This window comes from Spiribacter salilacus (assembly GCF_009649225.1).
GTDB lineage: Bacteria > Pseudomonadota > Gammaproteobacteria > Nitrococcales > Nitrococcaceae > Spiribacter > Spiribacter salilacus.
Genome location: NZ_WJPP01000002.1, coordinates 495,392 through 521,041 on the forward strand (window position 1 = coordinate 495,392; position 25,650 = coordinate 521,041).

The following is a 25,650-nucleotide window of genomic DNA, read 5'->3' on the forward strand; positions in this document are numbered from 1 at the left end:
TTTTATCCTGTGTTTCGCATGCCGGCGGCGATGCCGTTAATACAAATCATCAATGCCTCGCGCAGATCATCCTCTTGGCCATGGCGAATGCGTGCCAGCAATTCCACTTGTACCAAATTAAGCGGATCAACATAGGGATTACGCAGCCCCACCGATCGTTGCACCACCGGTGCATCGTCAAGTGGTTGCGCATGGCCTGTTACGGTGAGCACCATTTCACGGGTTTGTGCGTGCTTTTGGCGTAGCTCTGCGCCAAGCGGGTGCAGCGCCTCGGGTACCAAGCGCGCGTCGTACCATGCCGCTACGGCAGGATCGCTCTTCGCCAGCACCATCTCTTGCATGTCCATAAACGCCCGAAAGAAAGGCCATTGCTGATACATTTGCTGCAACGCTTGTTTGGCATTACCCGCTAATGCCTGGTGAAGGGCATCGCCCACGCCTAACCATGTCGGCAAAAGCAAACGGGTTTGGGTCCAAGCAAAAATCCAAGGAATGGCTCGCAGCCCCTCAACACCCGTTGTTGGACGGCGCCGTGCCGGACGGCTACCAATAGCCAAGTGGCTGATTTCGTGCTCAGGTGTTGCATGCCGAAAGTAGTCAATAAATTCTGGCGTCTCTCTGACCAAATGCCGATAGACCTGACACGAACTATCGGCAAGCTGGCCCATTTGCTCACGCCATTCGGCAGCGGGTGGCGCCGGCGGCTTCAGTGTTGCCTCTGCCACCGCTGTGGCATAAAGCTCTAAGTTGCGCTCGGCAATGCCCGGCAGTCCAAATTTTGCTTGAATAACCTCTCCCTGCTCGGTAACGCGCAAACGCCCATCTACCGACCCCGGTGGTTGTGAGAGGATGGCCGCATGCGTTGGGCCACCACCCCGGCCAATCGACCCTCCGCGCCCATGAAATAGCGTTAATCGCACCCCCTGCTCTTTTGCCACCTCAACTAACTGCTCTTGGGTTTGATAAAGCGCCCAGGCGGCAGCCAGATGACCGGCATCTTTAGCAGAATCGGAGTACCCGATCATAATCTCTTGCTCGCCTTGAATATGTTCGCGGTACCAAGGAATATCGAGCAGTTGGGTTAAACAGTCGGCCGCACCCTGAAGATCCGTTAGGGTTTCGAACAAAGGTACAACGCGTAGTGGCGAGCTTACGCCGGCTTCTTTTTGCAGCAGCTTGACCGCCAAAATATCGGATGGACGCGATGCCATCGAAATCACATAGGCACCGAGTGAATCTGCGCCAAACTCCGCAATCATCCGAAAGGTGGCCAAAACCTCCTCCACCGATTCTTCAGGCGCAAAGTCTGGCGGAATTAACGGGCGGCGGTTGGCCAGCTCTTTAATTAAAAAGGCCTGCCGCTCCTCTTCTGACCACTCCTCGTAGCAACCCATATCAAGCGCCTGCGTGAGTGCATCAAGCACCTCCGTATGGCGGCCTGACTCTTGTCGGATATCCACCCGCATCAGCGTCATACCAAACGTTGCCAAGCGCCGCAGCAAATCCTTCAATCGACCCTCGGCAACCACCTCTGAACCGGTCTCTAACAAAGAGCGATAGCAGATCATCAAAGGCGCTCGCAGCTCTTCGGCATGCCAGTAAATCAGCGCATCGGGCGGGCGCCGCCCCGCCAGTCTTGCCTCAATCCAATGCCGGGTGGCAATCAGCCGATCTCTTACCACTTTGAGTGCCGTACGGTACGGCTCCCAAGCATCACCCACTAGCTCGCGAAGCTCGGCATTGGCCGTGCGCACCGAGAGCTCCTCAACCAATGCGGCTACCTCTCGTTCATACAGCTCCACCGCCTGCCAGCGATTAAGCAGACAAACCTCGCGAGTAACCGCAGCGGTAACGCGCGGATTGCCATCTCGATCACCCCCCATCCACGAACCAAAGTGAATCGGGGCTGCATCCAGCTCCAACCCCTTGCCGGTATGACGTAGCAGCATCCGATCCAGCCGACGCAGAAAATGCGGCACAACATCCCAGAGTGTTTGCTCGATTACCGCCAAGCCCCAGCGCGCCTCATCTTGAGGTGCGGGGCGACGGCGCCGAATTTCATCGGTCTCCCACGCAGCCGTTATCTCACGCCGCAGGGCCTGATGAACCTCTTCAATTTCTTCGGGTGTTGGGTCTAAGCGATCCCCTTTTTCCAACAGCTCAGCAATGCGATTGTATTTTTGCAGCATTGAGCGGCGCATCACCTCGGTTGGGTGCGCCGTTAACACAAGCTCGATGTTTAAACCTGCCAAGGTGGCATGCAATGCCTCTGGCTCAGTTTCAGGCAGCATGCGCGTAAAAAACTCTTCTAAAGACCCACGCAACGGCCCTGACTCAGGATCGCGCAGCCACGCGCGACTGCGGCGAACCCGATGATGTTGCTCAGCAATGTTGGCTAAGTTTAAAAACTGCGAGAACGCGCGCACCACCGGAACAATCCACTCATCCGGCAATGCGGCTAGGCGCTCTTCTAATGCCTGCCCTGCTGCCGTATCGCCACCACGGGCATCTTTGGCAAGACCGCGTATTTCTTCGACAATGTCATAAACAGCCGCGCCATTTTGATCATGAATGGTGCTGCCCAAAAGGCCGCCAAGCTGGCGGATATCTTCGCGCAGCGGCGCGTCATTACGGTTTTCGCTCATGCAAACTCCCTTTTATCTCTAGTGCATTATAGCGGCTACGACTTGCCGAGCGGCAGCACTTCCCTGAACATGCAGTTATTCAGTCAGTGCTAAAGGTTGTAAGGACATCAACATGGGCGCACTAAGCATTTACCGACGCCCGGCAGTTATTACGATGCTGCTTTTGGGTTTCTCTGCTGGCCTGCCCTTTATGTTGGTGTTTGCCACGCTAACCGCTTGGCTGCGTGAGGTTGACGTGAGCCGCACGGCCATCGGCTTTTTTAGCTGGGTGGGCATTACCTATTCCATCAAATTTATTTGGGCACCCGTGGTAGACCGCTTACCCCTGCCGTTACTATCTCGCCTGCTCGGTCGGCGTCGGGCTTGGATACTACTTGGGCAAACCGGCATTATGCTAGGGCTGATTGGTATGGCCTTTTCAGACCCCACCGTCACACTGCTGCCGGTTGCCCTGTTTGCCCTGTTAGTTGCGTTTTCATCAGCTACCCAAGATATCGCCATCGATGCCTACCGTATCGAATCTGAAATCGATCGCTTTCAAGGCGCGATGGCGGCCACCTATCAAATGGGCTATCGCTTTGCCATTTTGGCCTCTTACACCGGCGCTTTATACCTAGCCGAAGGGTTTGACTGGCGCAGCGCCTACCTTGCAATGGCGGTATTGATGAGCATCGGCATGCTCACCATCTTGCTTCGTCCTGAACCTATTGTACAAATTGATCGGGCCACCTTGGCTCAGGAGGAACGCGTCACTGCCTTTATTGATCGCACACCCAACCTGCCCAGCTGGGCGCAACAAACCGGCGCATGGTTAATTTCTGCCGTCGTATGCCCGCTAACTGACTTTTTCTCGCGCTTTCGCTGGTTTGCATTAGTCATTCTTGGGCTCGTAGCCACGTTTCGTATTAGTGACATCGCCATGGCAAGTATGGCCAACCCTCTGTATATCGACCTTGGCTACAGCAAGGCTGTTATCGCAAATATTAGTGGCGCTTATGGGCTGGCCATGACAATCATTGGCGCGCTGGCCGGCGGCTTAGTGGCCGCTCGATTTGGGTTGATGCGGCCCTTACTGGTGGGGGCGATACTCGTGGCGAGCACCAATCTGCTCTTTGCTTGGATGGCTGGCCAAGACGGATCCGTGGTGGCATTAATGCTAGTCATTAGTGCCGATAATTTCTCAGGTGGGTTTGCCGGTGCGGTTTTTATCGCCTGGCTTTCTAGCTTAACCAACACTGCCTATACCGCAACTCAATATGCCCTTTTTAGCTCGCTCATGACCCTGCCGGGCAAATTTTTAAGTGGCTTTGGTGGGGTGGTTGTTGATGCAATGGGCTATCCCATTTTCTTTATCTCAGCGGCAACCCTTGGCTTACCCGCTATTGGTTTAGTTGTAATAATCATGCGGTGGACGCGAACCCATGGAGGGGGCGACAATAGTCAGGATTCGCAAAGGAGAACCGAATGACTGACACACGCCACAGCCGCTTATTGATTTTAGGTTCAGGCCCCGCCGGATACACGGCCGCGGTATATGCCGCCCGAGCCAACCTTAATCCGGTGTTAGTTACCGGTATGCAAATGGGCGGGCAGCTCACCACTACCACGGATGTCGACAACTGGCCCGGCGATGTATCAGGCTTGCAAGGGCCCGATTTAATGGAGCGCATGCGCCAACATGCCGAGCGTTTTGGCACCGAGGTGCTGTTTGATCACATCCACACCGCTGATTTGAAAAATCGCCCCTTCCGGCTGATTGGTGATAATGCCGAGTACACGGCCGATGCCCTGATTATTGCCACTGGCGCATCTGCCATGTATCTCGGGCTGGATTCTGAGAGTGAATTTATGGGCAAAGGCGTTTCCGCCTGCGCTACCTGCGATGGGTTTTTCTATCGTAATCAAGACGTGGCCGTGATTGGCGGCGGCAATACCGCGCTAGAAGAGGCGCTGTATCTGTCTAATATCGCCAAATCCGTGACTATCGTGCATCGGCGCGATGCATTCCGCGGCGAAAAAATCTTACAAGATCAAGTCAAACAACGCGCGGCTACCGGCAATATTCAAATTCGCTGGAATAGCACGTTAGATGAGGTGCTGGGTGATGAATCTGGGGTAACCGGCGCACGACTGCGCAGCACCGCCGACAACAGCACTGAAGATATTGCACTGGCCGGTGTATTCATTGCGATTGGCCATCGCCCTAATACCGAGCTTTTTGTTGACCAACTCGATATGGCAGGCGGTTACATTACGGTACAAAGTGGGCTAGAGGGTAACGCCACGGCCACGAGCATACCCGGTGTTTTTGCCGCCGGTGATGTAATGGATCATGTTTATCGCCAAGCCATTACCTCAGCGGGCAGTGGCTGCATGGCCGCATTAGATGCCGAAAAATATCTCGATGCCCAGACATGAGCGGGGGCATGGAAAAGCCGACACATTTGGCGCTCTACGAGCATGAGCTCTGCCCGTTTTGCATGATGGTACGGCAGGCCACCGAAAGCCTCCCGCTGAATATCGAGTCACGCAACATTCTGCGCGAGCCCGCTCGCCAGCAGGAACTGGTCAAAGGCGGAGGCCGCGGCATGGTGCCCTGCCTTTATATCGAGTTCTCAGACGGGCGCAGCGAGTGGCTATATGAGTCAGCGGATATTATTGATTATTTACGCCGGTTGGCCGCCGCTTAGTCGGCGCCATGACCATAAGCCCAGCTGATCTACTGCTCTACGCCGGTGCGCTGCTGGTGTTGTTTCTCACCCCTGGGCCTGTGTGGCTTGCGCTTCTGGCCCGCACACTGGCGGGGGGATTCCCTGCGGCTTTGCCACTCTCGCTTGGGGTGGTGGTCGGAGATTTTTTATGGCCACTTGCTGCGATTTTCGGCCTTGCTTGGATCGTCTCGATGTATGCCGAAGTGCTGGTAGCGATGCGTTGGCTGGCTCTGCTAGTTTTCACAGGCATGGGTATTCAGCTCATTCGCCGTGCCGGTAAAGCGATTCACGCCGACGGCCGACTGACACGACCGGGCTTTTGGCCAGGCTTTACAGCAGGCGTTGTGGCGATTCTCGGCAACCCCAAAGCCATCCTTTTTTACCTCGGGCTATTGCCAGGCTTTTTTGATTTACAAGCAATTACCACTGTCGATATCGCCTTGATTGTGGCGGTCTCCATGGCCGTTCCATTTCTTGGCAATATGGTGTTTGCCGTCGGCATTGACCGGCTGCGCGCGCTTGTCCTGTCTCCCGCTGCTTTGCGCAGGACCAATCAGATTGCAGGCGTTTTGCTGATCCTAGTGGGGCTTTTAATTGGCCTTCCGGCGATTACCGAATGACCAATTACCCCCAATCGTAAGTAATCGTGAGTGGGGCATGATCGGAGAAGCGGTCAGCGCGGTGGATCGAGGCGTTTTTCACCGTTGCACCAATACCCGGAGTGGTGACGTGGTAGTCGATGCGCCATCCAGTGTTGTTGGCCCAGGCCTGACCACGAAATGACCACCAGGTGTATTGATCGGGCTCGTCATTGACCTGGCGGAAGGCATCCACATAGCCCGCCTCGCCAAAGAGTCGATCCATCCACTCACGCTCATGCGGCAAAAACCCAGAATTTTTCTGATTAGACCGCCAGTTTTTTAAGTCACGCTGGGTATGCGCAATATTCCAATCGCCACAAATTACATATTCACGCCCATCGGCAGCCATAGTTTGCAGCCGCTCCATAAGCGGGCCCAAAAAGGCATCTTTAATGGCCTGTCGATGTTCCCCAGAACTACCCGAAGGCATGTAAAATGAAATCACGCTTAAAGCGCCGAATCGTGCCTCAAGCCAACGGCCCTCCTGATCAATCTCAGGAATACCAATGCCACGAATAAATTCATCAGGCTGGCGCCGGCTGTAGAGCGCAACACCGCTGTAGCCTTTGCGTTCAGCATCAACAAATTCGGCATGATAGCCGGCGGGAAAATACGGGCCACCCTCAAGCTGATCGCGTTGGGCCTTGGTTTCTTGAATGCACAGAACATCGGGGCTTTGTTGCTCAAGCCACTCAAAAAAGCCTTTGCGCTGCGCTGAGCGAATGCCATTTAAATTAGCGGTCATAATCGAGATACTCATGCCGCATAGGATACCGGAATCCAAAGGAGTCAGAACATGCAACGCAGCGATAACTTAGATGAAGTCTGTTATCCGTTTATCCATGAACACGGCCCACTCACTGATTTTGAAGTCATCACCGATGAGCTCTGCGGCAACATTGGGGCAGCCGTGTCTCTTACCCCCGCCGAATTTGCTGATATTCATCAGGACCTTGCCACGCTACAACCACTCGCCTTTCATTTAAATGGGTCGCTGCGCGGGCGTATGGCTATTGAGGAAGCTGACATCAAATGGGCTAAAGCACGCTTGGATCACTACCGCAACGAGGCAAAAGGCCAAGCTACCGGCTTTGTTTTGCCCCGCGGCGAGATGCCTGTCCCTTTTTTAAATCTCGCCCGCTCGGGCGCTAAAAAGGCCATTCGCCAATTAGTTAGAATTGAAGAAACCGGCCAAGACATACCCGATGTGCTGCCCAGGTTGTGCAATGTTTTCTGTAATCTTTTCTTTGCGATGATTTTGGTGATCAACCAGCGACGCGGGTTAAGCGAAGAGGCATTTGTTTCTAAAAGCTACGGTGCCAACACACGCAAAGGCTGAAAGATTCGGCCATGCGCTGTGTTTTCAAAATAGGCTTCAATGCCAAAAATTCGAGCAAGGTTGTTAGGCGTTAACACTTCAGCCGGCGGGCCATCGGCAATGATTTTTTGCTCACCGAGCAAAATTAATCGACTGCAATAACGTGCCGCCAAGCCTAAGTCATGAATCGACAGGAATACCGAGTTACCCCGCTGAGCAAGCTCAACAAACGTTTGCATAGTGCTCATTTGGTGAGCCGGATCCAAGCCAGCGATAGGCTCATCTGCCATAAGCAATGGCGTTTGTTGCGCCAGCGCCCGGGCGATTAACGCTCGGGTACGCTCACCCACCGATAGTTCTGTGGCGCGGCGTTTGGCAAATCCCACCAAATCGACCTGCTGCATTGCCGCCTGCACTGCCTGTTGATCAGCCGCGCTCGGGGCGCGCGAGTAGCTGCGATAAGGCAATCTCCCCAGCATAATGAGCGATTGCACCTCAATCGGCCATGCAATATGCCGATCTTGTGGCATCCAAGCCACTGCCCGGGCGCGCGCATCCTCACTCAAGCGCGCAAGGCTGCTGTGGCCCACCGTGGGGATCAGGCCCAAAATCGCCCGCATTAAGGTTGTTTTTCCGGCGCCGTTGGGCCCAATTAGCCCCACCACCTCGCCCTTGGCAATCTGAAGCTCAGCGCCGGAGATGATTTTTTGCTGACTCAACGACACCGAGAGCTGTTTTACGCTTAGTAAGCTCATGCCAGTGTTCGCCGCGTTTGATAAATCAGATGCAAAAATAAAGGCGCACCAATCAGCGCAGTCAGCACCCCGAGCTTTAGATCGGCTTCGGGCAGAATAACGCGCACTAAAATATCTGCCAGCAACACCATAATAGCCCCACCCAGTGCGCTTGCTGGTAGCAACCGCCCGGGCATCGCGCCAACAAAAGGCCGCAGAAGATGTGGCACCACCAACCCCACAAAACCGATGGTTCCCGCCACAGCAGTGCTAGCACCCACAACCAATGCTGCACCAATAATTAACCGCCGGCGCATGCGCGCCACACCCATGCCTAAAGCTTCTGCGGCATCTTCACCCAGCGTCATCGCATCTAACGAGCGCTGTAAGGTAAACAACATCGCGCCGCCCAACAGCACAAAGGGCAGAATTAGACCCACATGCTCCATAGACCGATCGGCCAATGATCCCATCAGCCAAAACACGATTTCACTAGTAGCAAATGGGTTAGGCGATAAGTTAAGCACTAAAGAAACCATGGCGCTGGCTAAAGCAGAAATGGCAATGCCAGCTAAAATAAGGCTTAACGTACCGCCTTGTTGACCCGCCAGCAGCGTAATCAAAAACACACCGAGCAGTGCGCCCAATAAAGCTGCAAGGGGCAGGCCGAGCGGCAATGTGGCTGCTAGGCCAGTTTGGATTGCTAACACGGCACCGAGCGCTGCAGACCCTGAAATACCCAGCAATCCAGGCTCTGCCAGTGGGTTGCGCAAATATCCCTGCATCGCGGCACCGGCCAAACCCAAACTGGCGCCGACCAGCACGGCAAGAATGGCCCGTGGTAGTCGGATCTCTTGCATCACTAATGCCAGCGCGGTGTCGCCTGACGAAAACAAAGCTTTAACACTTGGCAGTGGCCCAATGGCGGATGGCCCAATTAAAAGCGAAGCAACAAATAATGCAGCGGCAATACAACCCAATACTGCTAGCAGAGACTTCATCGTGCGCCCATCAAACTGCCACGCAACGCACCAATTCGCTCTACAGCGGCAAGCGCTTGCGGCGTACCACAAACCCAGTCACTCGTTTTGAGCTCGTGTTTTACTTGCCAGCGAGCGGCGGTATCAAGCGCGGGGTGTTGCAGAATATTTTCAGATCTTGATTTCCCATCGTGGCGGCTCCCCGTAATGATGATATCTGGTGCAGCCATCACAAGCTTTTCTAACGACATGTGCGCCCCGGCCTGAACACCCGCTTCCATTGCAATATTGGCAAATCCAGCGGTACGTACGATATCGCCCAGCAAGGTGTTGTCTCCGCGGGTATAGCCGTTGGGGAAATATAAAGCGGCTCGCGGCGGGTTTAGCGCCGGTTGACTAAGCATGGCAAGCCGCTGATCAAATTCCTTAACCAAAGTTTGCGCTCGCTCAGGCTGCCCAAGCACATCGCCCATTTTGATCAGGTTGTCGCGAATGTCATGCAATGAATTGGCGGGATCAAATACCACCACCGAAATACCTAATCGGCGCAGCATCTCAACTGTTGGACCCGCGTTAAATCGACCGGTAATCACCAAGTCGGGGTTCAGTAGATGGATCTCTTCCGCCCTACCATGGTTAATCGCATATCCTGCCGCCTGATCGGCCATGCTTGAATTGAGCGGATCTTTGGCCAACGCAGACACAGAAACGAGCTGGTCTTCATCGGCAATCAGCATAGCTAACTGATCCGTACATAGGTTCATCGAAACAACCCGCTGCGGGGTTGCCTTCGACCGCTCTTCTGCCTGCCCAAGGCTCAGTGGGAGCAACGCCCCCACCAAAAGCCAAATAACCCAAACTCGGGCTACCATGTGGCCTGCACCCCGACGTAAGCAGCTTGGCCACGCGTCGCAAAACCGGCCACCTCTTGGTAGGTCTCATCAAACGCATTGGTTAACCGCGCTGTAAGCTCAAAATTTGCATTCAAAGCGTGACTAAGCGACAACCCGACCACCGTAAAGTCATCCAAACGAACCCCTGTCTGACCGCCAGAGAAGAATTGGTCGTCGTACAGCCCTCTGACATAACGAAGGTTACCGCTGAGCGTTGTATCGCCATTGGGCAGGCGCCAGGTTGCACCCATGCCTAATTCGTTACGTGGCCGCCGAATTACGGTGTTGCCTTGCGAATCAGATGCATCTAGATAGGTGTAGTTGGCACGCAAATCCACTGCGTTGGCAGGACGTATCAGCGCGGTAATTTCTACGCCTTCACGATCACTATCGCCGGGGCGATTTTCGAAGATAAATGGCGAGGTAAAGCTATTCTTTGTAAAAATCTCATCGGTCAGTGTTTCTTGAAAATACGTCACATCAACAGAGCCATTTAAGCCTGTAATCGGCACCTCAACACCCACATCAAAGCCTTCATTTTTCTCGGGCTGAAGGTTGGCATTGAGCGCTTGATCGGTGCCGCCAGTGAACTCAAAAAACGTGGGATTAACCACGGCTCGACCGCCAGAGGCATGCAAGCGAATGTCATTTTCTAAAAAATAGCTCGTGGCAACATTCCAAGTTGTGGCGTTATCAAACACATTATTATCGTCGTAACGAACGCCAGCCTGAACACTCATTTGCTCTGAGATCCAGGTTCGATACTCAACGGCTACGCTGTCATTTTCACGATCTGGAACTTCACCCTCATCACCATCCGTACGTCGCTCTAAAAGCACGCTAACAAGCTGATCGCTCGATTCAATTTGCGCCTGATCAAGTGCTACTTGGAAACGATAATTCACCACATCGGTTGTGGTATCTGAGGTAAACGGATTATCCGTTTGATTAGCAGTGCGATCGAGTCGCAAGCGATGACTGACGGGTTGATTCGTTGGCCGATGGTCAACAAAAACGCTACCCGCCCGCTCGGTCAGGTTGCGTTCATTTTCTGCGCTATCAACCACATAGTCTTCGATGCGTGTTGCGCTAAAATCGGTATCGTCAAAATCGTAACTGGCATCTGCCAGTCGAAAGCTAAATCCCGCTGTCGTGGTTGCGGTCAGGTCAAACTCACCTTTGCCCGCAGCAGACTGCCAACGTGTGCTGTCTCGCTCGCCATCACTACCGCTAAAATCAAAACCTCGGTCGTTTAAATTAGACAGCGATATCGCAAGGCGGTGAGATTCTCCACCGTAGGTGAGGTAAGCGGCTTGACGATCGCCCTCGCCAATTTCTGCCGAGCCCCCAGCGCTTAAGCCTTCTGCTGCTTCGCGAGTAATGATATTGACCACGCCCGCCGCGGCATCCGTACCAAACGGCACTGACTGTGGGCCACGCGAAATCTCAATCCGCTCAATCGCGCCAAGATCTAGCCCCCGCAAAAAGAACTCGTTATCGCCTGCTGCAGCGCGAACACCGTCGATTAACACCAGGGTGTGATTACTTTCGCTGCCGCGAATGCGGATTTGCCGGTCGTTGGGCCCAGTGCCATTGATGGATACGCCAGGACGCGCCTCTAGTGCTTCTTGAACCGTCGTATAACCCTGGCTTTCGATTTCACGGCGATTAATGACGGTATGCGACCGTCCATACACATCTGCAGAAACTGGAGAAATACCAGCAGAAACAATGATGGGATCTAACTCGGTAACCAGAAAAGATTGCGCATTGGCAGACAGGGGAACACCGGCAGCCAGTGCCAGGGCAAAAGAACAAACAGATTTTTTCATGATTTTGAGGCCTAAACTTACAAGCAGGGAATACCCCTGCTGACAGACACATTAGGTCTACGAAGGCCTCATTTAGACAGCCCACCGCAGACCGGCGACTGTCACCTCTGCGATGTGCCGCTTCCCAGGCGCGCCCCGCACCGGAAATGGGTGACTACATCGGCAGGTCTCCTGGCTCACGGGTCTTTGCTCAGCCCCGCCTTCCCATCACGCAGCGTGACAGTGGCATCTTAGGACTTCGCTATCCGCTTACAGTTGCGGGGGCAGCCGCAGCTTTACACTGCGTTCCCTTTTCATCTGATGCCGTAACATCAGAACCGAAGTAATGCTTAGAGTGTGCCCGCTCGACGAAGCAGGATCAAGTCAAAAACTTGGTGACCTTTGCGAAGGCCACGGCGTTCAAAGCGAGAGGACGGCCGTGCAGTAACATTCGAAGCAAAGCCACGATGTGGATTCTCAAAATCAGGTGCTTGATTGGTTAACTCGAGCATCCAGTCGGCGTATTCGGCCCAGTCCGTTGCCATGTGCAAAAAGCCACCGGGCTGCAGACGATCGGCCACCATCGTCAGCCATTCAGGCTGAACCATGCGGCGTTTGTGATGGCGTTTTTTAGGCCATGGATCGGGAAAAAACAGTTGCACACCAGCCAATGAAGCAGAAGCAACGCCGGCTTTTAAAAACTCCGTAGCATCGGTCAACATCACTTTTAGATTGCTAATGCCGTCCGCTTCGATGCGGCGCAAAAGCTTACCGGTGCCAGCGCGATAAACCTCAAGCCCCAAGTAGTTGTACTCAGGATGGGTGATTGCCATAGCAGCCAGCGCTTCCCCATCACCAAATCCAATATCCAGAACAACCGGGCCTGGTTTTACAAAAAGGCGATTCAAATCAAGCGGGCCATCAGTCCAGTCCACGCCATACAGGGGATAGAGTTGCTCTAAGGCGCGAATCTGCCCATCGGTCAGTCGCCCCTCTCGGCGAACAAAACTGCGAATAATGCGTTGTTGAGGATTAGAGTCATTCATGACTTCAGCGTGGCTTTAATACCACCTGATCCTCTGTTGTACTAGCCAGCCGATAGGGTACTGCGCTGCAGGCAAACCGCTGAATAATCTTATTGGCTTCTTCGCGAGCCTCTGGCATTGGCCCCGTAATTACGATTTCGCGCCAACGGTATTCCACCCGACAAATTTCGCGCCTAGTGGCCCCCATTAGCCCTCCCTAAAAAAATGCTGCACCGCGTGATAGCGGCGCATTGTGCCCGGGCGAATCAGCGCCTGCAACTCAACACCCTCAGTTAACTGCAATTGGGAGGCGGTTTGCCAATCAACTTCTGACCAAAACTGCCCGCCGGCACCGGTTTTTAGCTGCACTAAAACCAGCCCCGCCCCGCCAGGCGTCATTGATATGACACAGACCGGAAATACATTTGACTGCCCTGCCAAGCTGTCTGCGCTGCGCAATAACACCACATCGCTAGAGCGGATTCGTATTCGGACCGATTGGCCCACCGCAATCGGCTCGCCAGGTACTGATAGAACGCCCCCAGGCGTATCAATTTGGTGGCAGGAATGGGCCTCATCACGCGCTAGAACGCGCCCCTCCCACACCACCATCGGGCTCAAATCGCCAAGCCGTGCCCAGTTTGCTGGCGTTGAAAACGCGGTATCAACCCGCTCGTGCAAAACACATTGGCCTTGCTCAAGCAGCATTAGATGATCAGCCATTTCTAAGACTTCTTGACGTGCATGGGTGACATAAAAAACCGAAATCCCAAACCGCTCTGGAATTTCGCTAATCAATGGCATGATTCGGCGGCGGCGGCCATAATCCAGCGCCGCCAGCGGTTCATCCAACAGCAATAACGATGGGCCAGCCACCAGTGCTCGTGCCAACGCTACCCGCTGCGCCTCACCGCCCGATAACATGGAAGGCAAACTCTGCTGAAGATGCCCAATACCTAAGGTATCAATCACCTCGTCAAGCGCTGGTCCTTCACGCCGACGCCGTCGCAGCGCATAAGCCAAGTTACCCGCCACCGTTAAGTGCGCAAATAACCGCGCATCCTGAAACACAAGCCCAACATTGCGCTGATAGGCCGGTCTTACAGGGTGATCATCCAGCCAGACTTCATCACCAAGCCGAACCTGCCCGCGGCAGTTGGGCTCCAAACCCGCAATGCAGCGTAAAAACGTTGTTTTACCGCATCCTGAGGTGCCAAAAACGGCCGTAATACCCGGTCGAGACTGACCGGCCATACTCAAGGTAAACCCAGGGCGTTCAAGACGAATATCAAACTCAAGGCGCGGCTGACTCATCCGATGCTTGCCCCCCGGCCGCGCCGGTTAACTGAGTACACCAGTAGCAACACAATAAAAGAGAAAATCAGCAAACCTGCAGATAGCTGATGTGCTGCGGCATAATTAAGCACTTCCACATGCTCGTAAATCGCAATCGCAACCACACGCGTTTCGCCTGGAATGCTGCCGCCCACCATTAATACCGCACCAAACTCACCCAGCGTATGGGCAAAACCCAACACAATCGCCGTTAAAAACCCGCGCGCAGCCAGCGGACAGGCAACGGTAAAAAAGGCATCAGTCGGCCTTGCGCCCAGCATGGTGGCTGCCTCCATTGGCCCCGGGCCAACTGATCGAAACGCATCACGCAGCGGTTGCACTACAAAAGGCAGCGAATATAAAACTGAGGTAATCACTAAGCCTGTGAAGCTAAACGTCAGCGTGTTCCCGGTTAAGTCAAACCAAGGGCCACCCACTGCCCCTTCAGGCCCCAGCAATATGAGCATATAAAAACCCAGCACGGTGGGCGGTAGCACTAAAGGCAGTGCAACAAGGGCATCTACCGAGCTGCGCCAACGGCTTTTACTAATTGCCAGCCACCAGGCAAGCGGTGTACCAATAAGCAGCAGCACAACAACGGTAACCACCGCCAGCTGAACGCTCAGCCAAACTGGACCGCTCATCATGCAAACCTACTCCACAACACCATAGCCATAACGCGCCAAAATCTCTTTTGCCTGGTCCTCTTTGATAAAGGCCAAAAACTCTAAGGCCGCATCATTATCGCTTGCCCTTTTCAATAAAACCGCATCTTGGCGAATAGGATCATGCCAATTGGCCGGTATCAACCGCCATTCACCAGCTGGTTTACCTTCCATAAACGTATGTGAGGCGGCCACCAGCGCGTGCGTTATATTGCCGGTCGCCAAATACTGGAGCACCTGGGTCACATTTTCTGCATAGACTAAACGATCGACTAACGCCTGCTCTAAGCCTGCAAATGCCAGCGCTTGCTGCGCGGCTTTCCCATACGGGGCCGTGCGCGGATTAGCGATTCCAAACCGCCTAACAGCTGCTGGATCTAACCCGGCCAGCCCATCTTCGGGCAACAACTCGCCGGGGCTAACCCAAAGCACCAAGCGCCCCTGAGCGTAAGTATATAGCGACTCTGCTACCGCCAACCCCTCATCAACTAATCGCTGTGGGCGTGCCTGATCGGCCGCCAAAAACACATCAAACGGTGCGCCGTTCACAATTTGCGCGTAATGCCGGCCGGTGGCGCCAGGGCTAATACGCACCTCAATTTGATGCGCAGATTGAAAGGCCGCGGCAATCTCTTTTAACGGCACCAAAAAGTTGCTAGCCACCGCCACTTGAATGGAATTGGCTTGCGCAGCCACCGAGCTGAGCAAAATTAATAGGGACAGGCATCGAAAAATAGATCTCAAATTGCCTCTGATGCCTGATTCGTTCACCGTATGCTCCATGGAAAAGCCGCTTACCGAACGCGTCCTTAATTGGTTTGATCAATATGGCCGGCATGATCTGCCGTGGCAACGCCCTGCAACACCGTATCGCGTGTGGATTTCTGAGGTAATGCTGCAACAAACGCAGGTTGCTACTGTTATTCCTTATTTTAATCGCTTCATGGCGGAATTCCCGAACGTTGAGCAATTGGCGCAGGCCAGCATCGATACGGTGCTCGCACATTGGGCAGGGCTTGGGTATTACGCTCGCGCCCGCAACCTGCATGCCGCAGCCCAAATCATTGCTGATCAGCATAACGGTACATTGCCCAAAACCGTGGAGGCACTGATAGCACTCCCTGGCATTGGGCGATCTACCGCCGGTGCGATTGTTTCGCTGGCCGGTAACCAACCTGCGCCCATTTTGGATGGCAACGTAAAACGAGTGCTCGCGCGCTTTCATGCAGTAGCCGGCTGGCCCGGGCGCAGTGCCGTGGCGGCTGAGCTTTGGCAATTAAGCGAGCAGCACTTATCGACAACACGACCAGGGGCTTTTAATCAGGCCATGATGGACTTGGGCGCAACGGTTTGCACGCGTCAGCCAAACTGTGAGCGGTGCCCGTTAAACGAAGACTGCCTCGCATTACGCGCCGGCAATCCCGCAGCCTACCCCGAGCGCCGAGCACCGCGCGTTAAACCAGAGCGTGAAGTTAACCTGCTCATGCTAGAGCGTGATCAACGGTTATTGCTGGTACGCCGCCCACCCACCGGCATCTGGGGCGGGTTATGGTCACTGCCCGAGGTTGAAGGGGCAATTAATCCAGTTGAATGGGCGCGCAAAAAGCTGGGGCTAACAATCACCACCCCTCAACCGGCACCGACCCTATCGCATGAATTCACCCATTTCCGTCTTACCATTAAACCGCTGGCAGCTAGGGTGACTGAATGTCATACAATGGCAGATGCGGAATATGACTGGTACGTGCCCGAGCGGAAAACTGCGTGGGGGCTGCCAGCACCAATCCAGCGAATACTGACACAATGGGAGCAGAGCCAATGAGCGATACCGTATTTTGCGTAAAACTGGGCCAAGAAGGGCAAAAGCTCAAGCGCCAACCATACCCAGGTGAGCTGGGCGAAAGAATCTTTGCAAACGTTAGTCAAGAAGGCTGGAAAATGTGGCTAGGCCATCAAACCATGCTGATTAATGAGTATCGCCTTTCACCCATGGATCCTAAGGCCCGTAGTTTCTTAGAACAAGAAATGGAAAATTTCTTTTTTGGGGAAGGTTCAGCGCCGCCGCCTGATTTTCAGCCCACTGAATAAACGCCAATGAAACGTTTTAAAACGGCTCTACTCTCCCGCCTGGGCTACTGGATTTATCGCTTACTCAGCGCTACCTGGCGGGTTGAGCTTGATGAGCAACCGCCATTTCTTGAAGAAATTGAAAATCCTCAACCCGTTGTAATTGCCCACTGGCATGGCAATGAGCTTGCCCTGATTCACTTAGTAAAACGCTATCGTATTGCCACGCTGGCCTCGCAAAGTCGAGATGGCGAAATTATGAATGGCATTTTGGTATCGCTGGGTGCGGCCACTAGTAGGGGCTCTTCTTCTCGTGGAGGAATGGCAGGGCTAAGAGGTTTAGTCAGACTGTGCCGCGCTAATCGGCACAACGTGTCTTTTGCCGTTGACGGACCTAAAGGACCATTGCATGTTGTAAAACCCGGCGTATTTGAATTTTCGCGTTTAATGAATGCGCCGATTTACGCCGCTTCGGTTTCTGCCAATCGTGTTTGGTGCCTGCACCGATCTTGGAATCGCGCAATCCTTCCTAAACCCTTTGCGCGTGTCAGAATTCGCTTTACGCGGGTATTTGATCCCATATCAAAAACCATGGACATCCACGATCCTGCGCTGGCAGGCCAATTAAAACGGCATCTATAGCAACTGCTAATTAAAAAACCATTGAATTTCAATGGTTAAAGATGGCCGAGCTGGTTGTACTCTGCCACCGAACCACTTAACTTGCATTTAGTCGTTTTACCCTTTTCAGGTTAGGTGATCAAATGAAACGCCCATACCGCCCAGTAAGTGCTTGGCAAACAGCCGTATTTGTTTTGCTTATCCTATTTGGTGGTAATTTTCATGCGGCGGCAGATCAAGCCACCGCTGATGCATTAATTGCCAGCGGCTTTCCATTAACACCTGAGGCAGAAGCACAATTAGCAGCTGCCTCACCTGAAGAGTTGGCACAAGTCTTAGCGAGTGTTGTTGATCAGGCAATTCGCGCCAATCCAGACGTAGCCTCCGCAATTGTAAGTAGTGCGGTGGTCGCGGCACCAGACAGCGCGGCAGATATTGTAGTAGTGGCCGTTGCAGCGGCTCCTGAGCAAGCGGCCGTAATCACGCAGTCAGCCGTTGAAGCTAATCCGGCTGAAGCAACTAGCATCACCCAAGCCGCCGTTTCAGCTGCGCCTGAAGCCGCCGCGGAAATCACCCAAGCCGCCGTTTCAGCTGCGCCTGAAGCCGCTGCAGAAATCACCCAAGCCGCAACGGAGGCGGCGCCCGAGGCAGCAGAGGCCATTTCAGCAGCAGCGGCAGAAAGTGTCGCTGAATCAGAGGCAGAAACAGGCAGCGAGGCCGAAGCAGAACCTGAACTTGTTATCACTATTGATGATCCATCCATTAGGGAAGGAATTACCGAGCCAACATCAGATGTCAACACCAGCGCTAACGAGACAGCGCAAGCAGCCACGCAAGAAGAAATCGCTGAAGAAGATCTACCCGAAGAACAGGTAACCGAAGCGGTCGTACCTGATGCAACTGATGCCGATGACACTGTGCCCAGCCCCAATTGAGAAAAAACGGAGCAATGAATCACATTGGTTCTCAAACAATCCCACCCAAGGCACTCTTGGGAGCCGCGCTGCTGGGCATAGCCATCAATGCGTCCGCCGTTGAGCCAATGCCAATTAACAAAGGCGGCGCAATTCAATTCATACCAACGATCGATTTATCACAAGGGTACGACGACAATATTGACGAGGCACCGACTGGCGAGGAAGAAAGCTCCAATGTCACCAAGGTAGTGCCAACCTTTTTATTGGCGGCTCAAGAGCGCCAAAACCGCTATCAGTTTCGGTATACGCCCGAACTGCAGCTATACAGCCATGAAAGCGACGATAATCGTGTCAACCATAACGCGGCATTAACAAGCCGAATGAGCTTTAATACGCGAAATGCCCTTAATACAGGACTGCGTTTTGCCCGCAATCAAGAAGCCATTACCGCAACCAACCGTCGCTTTGATGAAACCGATGGCGATATCAACAATCGCCTGACAGTCGATGGCACCTACCAGTTTGGTGCAGATAAGGCGCGCGGACAAATTGAGGTCAACGCCAAATTCCTTGCGAATCGGTACGCAAACAACAAGGTGGGTGGGTCAAATAACCAATCGCGTGAATACAACAACCCAACCCTTGATCTGACTTACTTTTGGCGGGTAGCACCGAAAACGCGAGTGCTACTGGAAGGCCGTTATTCAAGCTATGACTATCAATGGAGTGAAAGCCAACTAGACAGCAACACCATGAGTAGTTTTGTGGGTGTCACGTGGGATGCTACCGCCAAAACACAAGGGAGTGTGCGTGTTGGCCGAGAAGAAAAGTCATTTGATAGCAGTAGCAAAACGGACACCGATCTAACGGCATGGGATGCCGAAATCAGCTGGGAGCCGATGGCGCGTTCTCGCATACAGCTTTCTACCAGCAATCGATTTGAAGAGGGTAGTGAAGAGAGCCCTGGGGTGGCATTCGAAGAGACGATTGAGCAAACCACCTACTCTATTCGCTGGCAGCATGATTGGGATGAGCGCGTTCAAACTAATGTGGGCATGAGTGTTCGAGATAAAGACTACTTAGGCGGTTCCAACGATGGGCGTAACGACCAAACCGAAACCGTGTCTTTAGGTATTACCTATAGCGTTCGTCGTTGGCTGGATTTGGGCTTTGAAGCGCAGTTTAAAAATAATGATTCGGACAATCCCGGCAGCTCATTTGATGCGAGCTATGACCGAAATAACTACTTCTTCACCATAACTATGAGCTTATAAACAACGATGCCAGCGTTAGGGAATCTTCTGATTTCATTACTGTTCCTTCTCAGCGAAACGGCGCTGGCCCAAGCTCAAGTTGCACCCGAGCGATACCGCCTGGGGTCGGGTGATGTGATCAGCATCCGTGTGTTTGGCGAAGAAGAGCTGAGCTTCGATCGTATCCGTTTGTCGGATGCGGCCACCGTCCCGTTTCCTTTACTTGGCGAGATCAGCGCCGAGGGGCTTACACCCAAAGAGCTTGAGGCACTGGTGACTGATCGGCTGTTAGATGGCTATCTCGTCAAGCCGCGCGTCACGGTTAGTGTCTTAGAGTATCGCGATTTTTTTGTGAATGGTGAAGTGTCTAACCCGGGAGGGTATGCATTTCAGCCTGGCATGACCGTCAGACGTGCCATTGCTCTTGCAGGCGGCAAGACGGATCGAGCATCACGCCGCAATATGTACGTTATTAGCGAAGGAGAGCCTGAAAAAGATGCCCGCGAGGTAGACCTTGATGATCAATTAAATCCAGGCGATATCCTGACCATTGAAGAGAGTTTCTTTTAAGGATGAAAAAAATTAGCGCGCAACAGCAGGATGCCCCCAACACTTTCGTTGACGACGAAGTGATTGATTTGCGCAAGATATGGGTGGTTTTATTACGGAATAAGTGGGGCATTATCCTTGTTCCGCTACTAGCTGCCATGCTGGCCTACCTTTATGTTTCCACCCTCACGCCCATTTATCGCGCAACCAGCACACTCCTTATCCAGCCGCCGTCCAGCAATATTGTGGGTATACAAGGGGTTGAAAGCATCACCGGCAACAATGAGTTTTTGCAAACTCAATTCGAGCTTTTAAAATCTCGCCAACTTGCCGAGCTGGTGGTGAAAGAGCTAAATTTCGTAGCCGACGTAATTCCATCAGAAAATGATGAGGCGACGGCGGATGATCGCTTAGAGCGTGCAATTAGCTCATTTCGTCGAACAATCTCCATCTCACCCCGACAGAACACCCAGCTCGTTGACATTAGCGTCGAAATGGCCGACCCAGAAACGGCTGCTCGGGCTGCAACTGTTCTTGCCCGTGGCTACATTGAGCTGCAAATTCAAGGGCGCTTAGAAGTAACAACGCAAGCCACAAATTGGATGAGCCGCCGCCTTAGCGAACTCGAAGATGAGCTTAAAGCTTCGGAGCGGCGCTTGCAGGACTATGTCGAACAAGAAGATCTGGTTGATATGGGGGGCATAACAACCGTCGAGGCCGCTGAATTATCGCAAATCAATGATCGATTAATTGATGCACGGCAAGCATTTGCGCGGGCGGAAAACGAATATCGCCAAATTGCTGACTACACAGCTGATGAGTGGCGTATGCAAGCCACTGCACCTGCGGTACGCAGCAATTCGCTGATCGCCGAGTTTATCGGGGCCGAAGTTCGAGCAAGAGCTAGGGTTGACGAACTATCCCAGCGTTATGGGCCACAACATCCAAGAATGATCGAAGCGCAAGATGAATTAACGGCCGCCACTGAGAGTCTCCGTGGCCAAGTACGACAAGTTGCAGCAAGCATCGAGCAAGCCTATCGACTGAGTGAGTCAAACTTAGCGTCTTTGCAAGCTGCGTTTAACGCAAATCGCGAAGACATTCGCGATGTACAGGCCAAAGCGACGCAATTTCGTCAATTAGAACGGGAAGTGGAAAGTAATCGCGCTTTATATGACCGTTTCCTTACCCGACTAAATGAAACTTCTGCCACCGCAGATATCGAAGAGGTTAATGCGCGCATTATCGATGCCGCGATTGTTCCCAAATCACCCGTGAAGCCACGGGTGATGAGATCGGCTGGTATCACTGGCATTTTGGCACTGATGGCAGTAATCGGCCTTGCATTTCTTCGAGAACAACTCGACAACCGAATTCGAAGTAGCTCGGATGTCGATGAAAAACTGCGGGTTCCGATGCTTGGGCTAACCCCTCTACAAAAAAAAGCATCGCGCTCAGAGATTGCGCGACTATACCTTTCAGAAACAGAACGTACCTTCTCTGAGGCCATTCGTACCATTCGAACCGGCGTTGTATTATCTGGATTAGATAACCCGGATAAGCGAATATTAATTACCTCGTCTGTCCCTGGTGAAGGCAAGACCTCTTTAGCCTGCAACCTAGCCAGCGCACTCGGGCAACTTGAGCGAGTCATCCTCATAGAAGCAGACATGCGCAATCCAACGCTCAAACATGTGTACGGAATGGAGAAAAATCAACCGGGATTGGCCGACGTATTAGCGCAAAATGCCACTCTTGAGCAATCAGTGCACCATGTTGATGGCATTGCCGTGCTAGCTTGTGGCACCTTGCCCCCAGACCCTTTGGAGCTGCTGTCCAGCAATCGCTTTAATGATTTGTTAGGGCAGCTTAATCAGGAATATGACCGCATCGTAATTGACGCGCCCCCGGTGCACGCCGTTACTGACCCTTTGGTTTTGGCATCCTGCGCTAATGCGGTGCTTTATGTGGTTAAATCAGATGCAATGGCCGCGCCAATGGTTTTAAAAGGACTCAGTCGTTTTGACGAATTTGATGCTCCGGTCCTTGGCGTTGTTTTGAGTCATTTTGATGCGAATAAGTCAGGCCAGTATGGATACGGGTACAAGTACGCCAATGACGGTTATTACGATTACTATGGCTACAGCTCAAACAAAAAAGCGTAGCGGTGATACGTGATTGACCTTCACAACCACCTATTGCCCGGCCTAGATGACGGTGCACAAACGCTTAATGAAGCATTGAAGTTGGCGCAAATTGCAGTGGAGGATGGGATTACCCATGCTGTATGTACCCCACACATTCATCCTGGACTCTACGACAATACCACCACTGCCATTCGAGGTGCGCTTGAGCAATATCAGCAAGCACTGTCGAGCGCAGGAATCCCATTAAAGGTGGCGGCGGCAGCCGAAATGCATTTCAGTCTAGAGCTCATGCCACAAGCAGAAGCAAAGACTCTCCCGTTTTTAGGGAAATGGCAGGGCAAAGATGTTTTCTTACTTGAATTCCCGCATACCCACATCCCCTTTGGCGCTGCCAAATTAGTCGACTGGCTCATTGAGCGTGACATTATTCCCATGATTGCGCACCCAGAGCGCAATCAACAGGTCATCGCCGAGCCGCAAAATCTAGACTCGTTTATCGATAATGGCTGCTTACTCCAAATCACAGCCGGGGCATTAACAGGTTGTTTTGGCACGGCAGCACAACACTGCGCAGAGCAGTTAATGATTGACGACTTGGTAACCTGCATTGCAACGGATTCTCATAACAGCCATAGCCGCCCACCCGTTTTATCAGAAGCTGCTGCCGCTGCTGAGGCTTTACTCGGGGCTGTGTATGCTGAGCAACTCAGCAAGACAAACCCCTGGCTGATCACCAGGCATCAATTCGGCAACAGCTAATGACCCGGCAAAAATTCGCGGGCATTACCCTCATTGGCTTTGGCCTCACCATTAGCGTTATCGGTGCATTGCTCATGTTTTCCGCGCTCAACGCGGAACGGGTAAATCGGTGGCTAACGGACTGGGCGGAGGTAGGCGAGCAACCCAGTCCAACAGACTTTGCCATGGCCGAAGCAGCGGCTATTCGGGCGATTCGATTTTATCCGGGCCCTTCGGGCGCACACTGGGATAGGCTGGGTCGGGTTTATGACTGGCAACATTGGCAGTCACCGCTTAACAAAGGGCCCATGGAAATTGCACTGCTATCTGCATCCGAAATACTAAATGAGTCGCTAGGGACATCTGGCTCTGCAAACCGCGGGGCCACCCGACTGCGAGCAATTTCCGCTTATCAACAGGCGGTGGAGCTTAGGCCTTTATGGCCGTATGGAATAACGCGACTGGCCGCGGCCCGTCTGCGGGCTGGTGGTAACGATCAAGATCTTGCGGAGCTGCTTAAAAACGCCTACCAATTGGGGCCGTGGCGACCCATGGTCAATCGGCGTATTACCGAGATCGGGCTGAGAGGATGGGCCGGGCTTGACCAACAAGCACGGGATATTGTGCTTGAAAATGCCCGCCGAACAGTATCTTTAAGTCGTGCGGATGAACGCTGGGTACGAGAACTAGGTGAACAGACCGATCTAGACCGCTTACTGAAGCTAATGGTGCTGCCATGACCCTCGAGCGTATCTTAGCAAGCAGCGTATTACTTGTAATCGCTTGGCTCCCTTTGCCGGTCGGCAGCAATCGCAGTTGGGCCATCGGGTTATTTGTTGCTGCCATGGGCATTATTCTCCTGCTTTGGGGTTGGCTTTTACTCAAAGACTCAAGCAGCAGGCGCTGGAAAACACTAAAAGCCGGCGCGGTTATGGTTGCACTTCTAACCAGCATCCAAATTTGGGTTGCCATACAACTAGTCTTTGGCATCACCACTAACCCCGGCGCGACAATTGAGCATTTAGCCCTCGGGATTGCTTACTTAAGCCTGTTCATACTGCTGCTTGGGTTATTTCGCACGCGCCGTCGCCTGACTGTTCTGCTCAGCGTGCTGGTCATTACCGGGGTTATGCAGGCATTCTTCGGCGCTTTTCTTGTGTTAGCAGACTTTGAATGGGCGCAAGCACTACAGGGCCGTAGCCGAGTTGTAAGCGGTACCTTTATCAATCGAAACCATGCGGCTGGCTACCTAGCTATGATGTTGAGCTGCGGCATCGGCTTGCTGTTAGCTTTACGAGATGAAAGAGCATTCCGCTGGCATCACGTTGCCGGCCTGCTCATTGGCCCCAAGGCTTGGATCAGATTGTCCTTAATTATTATGGTCATCGCATTGGTGATGACCCAGTCTCGGATGGGCAACGTCGCATTTTTCTCAAGCCTACTTGCTATCGGCATGCTGTTTACTGCTCTCACCCCTACCAATCGCTTACGCAACGTTTTAATTTTGGCCAGCATATTAGCTATCGATACTCTAATTATTAGCCAGTGGTTTGGGTTAGAGGCACTACAAACCCGATTGGCAGATGCTCGCTTTCAGAACGAAGTTGTTGAGGGTAACGTTGTGCGACGAGAAAATATTATTCGCGACAATGTTCTGATCTATGCGATCCCTCAGTTTAAAGAAAGGCCATTGCTCGGCTATGGCGCCGGCACATTTGAGACGAGCTTTCAGCGTTTCCCGGGGAGTGACGTAACGCGTCGCTGGGATCATGCCCACAACGATTATCTACAGATTGCTATTGAGTTTGGCCTGGTTGGAATGGTGTTCTTTTCAGTATTTACCATGCTTGCGTTGTGGAACGGTGTTAAGGCTATCGCTATGTCAAAATCCCGCTATCGAAGCGGAGTAGGCATGGGAGCCACCATGGGGGTCGTTGCCTTACTCATTCACAGTATTGCTGACTTCAATCTACAAATTCCGGCCAATGCGGCACTATTTGTGACTCTCTGCGCAGTGACCGTTCTGGCGCATACACATCGTCGCAACAAAAAATTTACGCCCCAAAGTATCCCTAAATTTTAGTAGTATTTTTCAGTTGCAAATAGCTATACATTGATTTCCAAAAGGTGCTATACCTATTAAAAGGTACAGCAACTAAGGAACCTACCATGGAAGGAAGTGCAGCCTTAGAATCGGCCCGGGTCATTTGCGCCCTTAGGCGTCACGCGGGTGATTTGTTTCCGATTAATGGCTCTAACATCCCCCTCGACATTTGCTTGATTGTTTCCCTTCGGTACCACGAAGGGTCGCCGCTAACGATGAAACAGCTAGTACAAGAGCTTCCCTATTCCGAGGCGGGCATTCAATACAACATTCGAATGCTGAAAGACCAAAATTGGATCTTACTTCGTCAAGGCACTGAGGATAAGCGCGTTCGGCACCTAATACCGGCACGTAAACTTGAGTCTGCGCTGTTGGATTTTCAGACGCGAGCGGAATCAACCATTAACGGGGAAGATGAAACAGAAAATCTGGGTCTTTACACCAATCTGGCGAGCTACGGCGAGCATACCCTTCATGCCCCTGGGGGGGGGGGGGG

The 25,650-nt window shown here is 52.9% G+C and carries 27 protein-coding genes and 1 riboswitch; of the genes, 16 read left to right on the forward strand and 11 right to left on the reverse strand.

Going from position 1 to position 25,650, the window contains the following annotated elements:
* Positions 1 to 2: 2 nt before the first annotated feature.
* The gene (gene ppc, locus GH984_RS05415) at positions 3 to 2,645 is read right to left on the reverse strand and encodes a phosphoenolpyruvate carboxylase (RefSeq protein WP_153719171.1); all 2,643 of its coding nucleotides are present in this window, start codon (positions 2,643 to 2,645) and stop codon (positions 3 to 5) included.
* A 112-nt stretch (positions 2,646 to 2,757) separates the two neighbouring features.
* Between ppc and GH984_RS05420 the strand changes: the two genes are divergently transcribed.
* From GH984_RS05420 to GH984_RS05435, 4 genes are read left to right on the forward strand one after another with little or no spacing between them, the layout of a single operon-like run.
* Positions 2,758 to 4,113, forward strand: a complete 1,356-nt coding sequence (locus GH984_RS05420) for an AmpG family muropeptide MFS transporter (RefSeq protein WP_153719172.1) — start codon at positions 2,758 to 2,760, stop codon at positions 4,111 to 4,113.
* Positions 4,110 to 5,063 carry a thioredoxin-disulfide reductase gene (trxB, locus tag GH984_RS05425; protein ID WP_153719173.1) on the forward strand — a complete coding sequence of 318 codons (954 nt, stop codon included), beginning with the start codon at positions 4,110 to 4,112 and terminating at the stop codon, positions 5,061 to 5,063. The genes GH984_RS05420 and trxB overlap by 4 nt, the downstream gene beginning before the upstream one ends.
* Before the next feature lie 8 nt (positions 5,064 to 5,071).
* Complete coding sequence (locus GH984_RS05430) at positions 5,072 to 5,335, forward strand: glutathione S-transferase N-terminal domain-containing protein (protein ID WP_253939126.1); 264 nt, start codon at positions 5,072 to 5,074, stop codon at positions 5,333 to 5,335.
* An 8-nt stretch (positions 5,336 to 5,343) separates the two neighbouring features.
* Entirely contained in the window at positions 5,344 to 5,976 is a 633-nt protein-coding gene (locus tag GH984_RS05435) for a LysE family translocator (protein ID WP_153719175.1), read from the forward strand.
* A gap of 4 nt (positions 5,977 to 5,980) precedes the next feature.
* Here the strand turns inward: GH984_RS05435 and GH984_RS05440 are convergent, their stop codons facing one another.
* Positions 5,981 to 6,757 (reverse strand): exodeoxyribonuclease III, encoded by a 777-nt coding sequence (locus GH984_RS05440; protein WP_153719176.1) that lies wholly within the window; start codon positions 6,755 to 6,757, stop codon positions 5,981 to 5,983.
* A gap of 36 nt (positions 6,758 to 6,793) precedes the next feature.
* Between GH984_RS05440 and GH984_RS05445 the strand changes: the two genes are divergently transcribed.
* Complete coding sequence (locus GH984_RS05445) at positions 6,794 to 7,336, forward strand: cobalamin adenosyltransferase family protein (protein ID WP_153719177.1); 543 nt, start codon at positions 6,794 to 6,796, stop codon at positions 7,334 to 7,336.
* On the opposite strand, the gene GH984_RS05450 is transcribed toward GH984_RS05445, so the two are convergent.
* The 9 genes from GH984_RS05450 to modA all read right to left on the reverse strand — a co-directional run bounded on the left by GH984_RS05450 (position 7,309) and on the right by modA (position 15,502).
* Positions 7,309 to 8,070, reverse strand: a complete 762-nt coding sequence (locus GH984_RS05450; RefSeq protein ID WP_153719178.1) for an ABC transporter ATP-binding protein — start codon at positions 8,068 to 8,070, stop codon at positions 7,309 to 7,311. The two genes, GH984_RS05445 and GH984_RS05450, sit on opposite strands and share 28 nt — an antisense overlap.
* Positions 8,067 to 9,050: a FecCD family ABC transporter permease gene (locus tag GH984_RS05455; RefSeq protein ID WP_153719179.1), complete on the reverse strand. Its 984-nt coding sequence runs from the start codon at positions 9,048 to 9,050 to the stop codon at positions 8,067 to 8,069. The genes GH984_RS05450 and GH984_RS05455 overlap by 4 nt, the downstream gene beginning before the upstream one ends.
* Positions 9,047 to 9,901, reverse strand: coding sequence for an ABC transporter substrate-binding protein (locus GH984_RS05460; protein WP_153719180.1), 855 nt, complete (start codon positions 9,899 to 9,901; stop codon positions 9,047 to 9,049). The genes GH984_RS05455 and GH984_RS05460 overlap by 4 nt, the downstream gene beginning before the upstream one ends.
* A complete protein-coding gene (locus GH984_RS05465; protein ID WP_153719181.1) occupies positions 9,895 to 11,754 on the reverse strand; it encodes a TonB-dependent receptor plug domain-containing protein in 1,860 nt (619 codons plus the stop codon). Before GH984_RS05465 ends, GH984_RS05460 begins: the two co-directional genes overlap by 7 nt.
* Positions 11,755 to 11,898: 144 nt before the next feature.
* Positions 11,899 to 12,091, reverse strand: a riboswitch (cobalamin riboswitch).
* On the reverse strand, positions 12,084 to 12,779 hold the full coding sequence (trmB, locus tag GH984_RS05470; protein WP_153719182.1) for a tRNA (guanosine(46)-N7)-methyltransferase TrmB: 696 nt from the start codon (positions 12,777 to 12,779) through the stop codon (positions 12,084 to 12,086). (Overlaps the previous riboswitch by 8 nt.)
* A gap of 4 nt (positions 12,780 to 12,783) precedes the next feature.
* A complete protein-coding gene (locus tag GH984_RS05475; RefSeq protein WP_153719183.1) occupies positions 12,784 to 12,966 on the reverse strand; it encodes a hypothetical protein in 183 nt (60 codons plus the stop codon).
* Positions 12,966 to 14,072, reverse strand: coding sequence for a molybdenum ABC transporter ATP-binding protein (locus GH984_RS05480; RefSeq protein WP_153719184.1), 1,107 nt, complete (start codon positions 14,070 to 14,072; stop codon positions 12,966 to 12,968). Before GH984_RS05480 ends, GH984_RS05475 begins: the two co-directional genes overlap by 1 nt.
* Positions 14,069 to 14,740 carry a molybdate ABC transporter permease subunit gene (modB, locus tag GH984_RS05485; protein ID WP_153719185.1) on the reverse strand — a complete coding sequence of 224 codons (672 nt, stop codon included), beginning with the start codon at positions 14,738 to 14,740 and terminating at the stop codon, positions 14,069 to 14,071. Before modB ends, GH984_RS05480 begins: the two co-directional genes overlap by 4 nt.
* Before the next feature lie 6 nt (positions 14,741 to 14,746).
* Positions 14,747 to 15,502: a molybdate ABC transporter substrate-binding protein gene (gene modA / locus GH984_RS05490; protein ID WP_172973173.1), complete on the reverse strand. Its 756-nt coding sequence runs from the start codon at positions 15,500 to 15,502 to the stop codon at positions 14,747 to 14,749.
* A gap of 37 nt (positions 15,503 to 15,539) precedes the next feature.
* Between modA and mutY the strand changes: the two genes are divergently transcribed.
* The 11 genes from mutY to GH984_RS05545 all read left to right on the forward strand — a co-directional run.
* A complete protein-coding gene (gene mutY / locus GH984_RS05495; RefSeq protein ID WP_153719187.1) occupies positions 15,540 to 16,580 on the forward strand; it encodes an A/G-specific adenine glycosylase in 1,041 nt (346 codons plus the stop codon).
* Positions 16,577 to 16,846, forward strand: coding sequence for an oxidative damage protection protein (locus GH984_RS05500; RefSeq protein ID WP_153719188.1), 270 nt, complete (start codon positions 16,577 to 16,579; stop codon positions 16,844 to 16,846). The genes mutY and GH984_RS05500 overlap by 4 nt, the downstream gene beginning before the upstream one ends.
* Before the next feature lie 6 nt (positions 16,847 to 16,852).
* On the forward strand, positions 16,853 to 17,467 hold the full coding sequence (locus tag GH984_RS05505; protein ID WP_153719189.1) for a lysophospholipid acyltransferase family protein: 615 nt from the start codon (positions 16,853 to 16,855) through the stop codon (positions 17,465 to 17,467).
* A 122-nt stretch (positions 17,468 to 17,589) separates the two neighbouring features.
* Positions 17,590 to 18,381, forward strand: coding sequence for a hypothetical protein (locus GH984_RS05510; protein ID WP_153719190.1), 792 nt, complete (start codon positions 17,590 to 17,592; stop codon positions 18,379 to 18,381).
* 14 nt (positions 18,382 to 18,395) lie between these two features.
* Positions 18,396 to 19,637: an outer membrane beta-barrel protein gene (locus GH984_RS05515; RefSeq protein WP_153719191.1), complete on the forward strand. Its 1,242-nt coding sequence runs from the start codon at positions 18,396 to 18,398 to the stop codon at positions 19,635 to 19,637.
* Positions 19,638 to 19,643: 6 nt separating this feature from the next.
* A complete protein-coding gene (locus GH984_RS05520; RefSeq protein ID WP_153719192.1) occupies positions 19,644 to 20,186 on the forward strand; it encodes a polysaccharide biosynthesis/export family protein in 543 nt (180 codons plus the stop codon).
* Between the two features lie 2 nt (positions 20,187 to 20,188).
* On the forward strand, positions 20,189 to 22,330 hold the full coding sequence (locus GH984_RS05525; RefSeq protein ID WP_153719193.1) for a GumC family protein: 2,142 nt from the start codon (positions 20,189 to 20,191) through the stop codon (positions 22,328 to 22,330).
* A gap of 9 nt (positions 22,331 to 22,339) precedes the next feature.
* A complete protein-coding gene (locus tag GH984_RS05530; RefSeq protein ID WP_216643623.1) occupies positions 22,340 to 23,071 on the forward strand; it encodes a tyrosine-protein phosphatase in 732 nt (243 codons plus the stop codon).
* Positions 23,071 to 23,790 (forward strand): hypothetical protein, encoded by a 720-nt coding sequence (locus GH984_RS05535; RefSeq protein ID WP_153719194.1) that lies wholly within the window; start codon positions 23,071 to 23,073, stop codon positions 23,788 to 23,790. Before GH984_RS05530 ends, GH984_RS05535 begins: the two co-directional genes overlap by 1 nt.
* Positions 23,787 to 25,133, forward strand: a complete 1,347-nt coding sequence (locus GH984_RS05540; protein ID WP_153719195.1) for an O-antigen ligase family protein — start codon at positions 23,787 to 23,789, stop codon at positions 25,131 to 25,133. Before GH984_RS05535 ends, GH984_RS05540 begins: the two co-directional genes overlap by 4 nt.
* A 236-nt stretch (positions 25,134 to 25,369) precedes the next feature.
* Positions 25,370 to 25,650 (forward strand): hypothetical protein (locus GH984_RS05545; protein ID WP_153719196.1); only part of this gene is annotated, 281 nt, incomplete at its 3' end.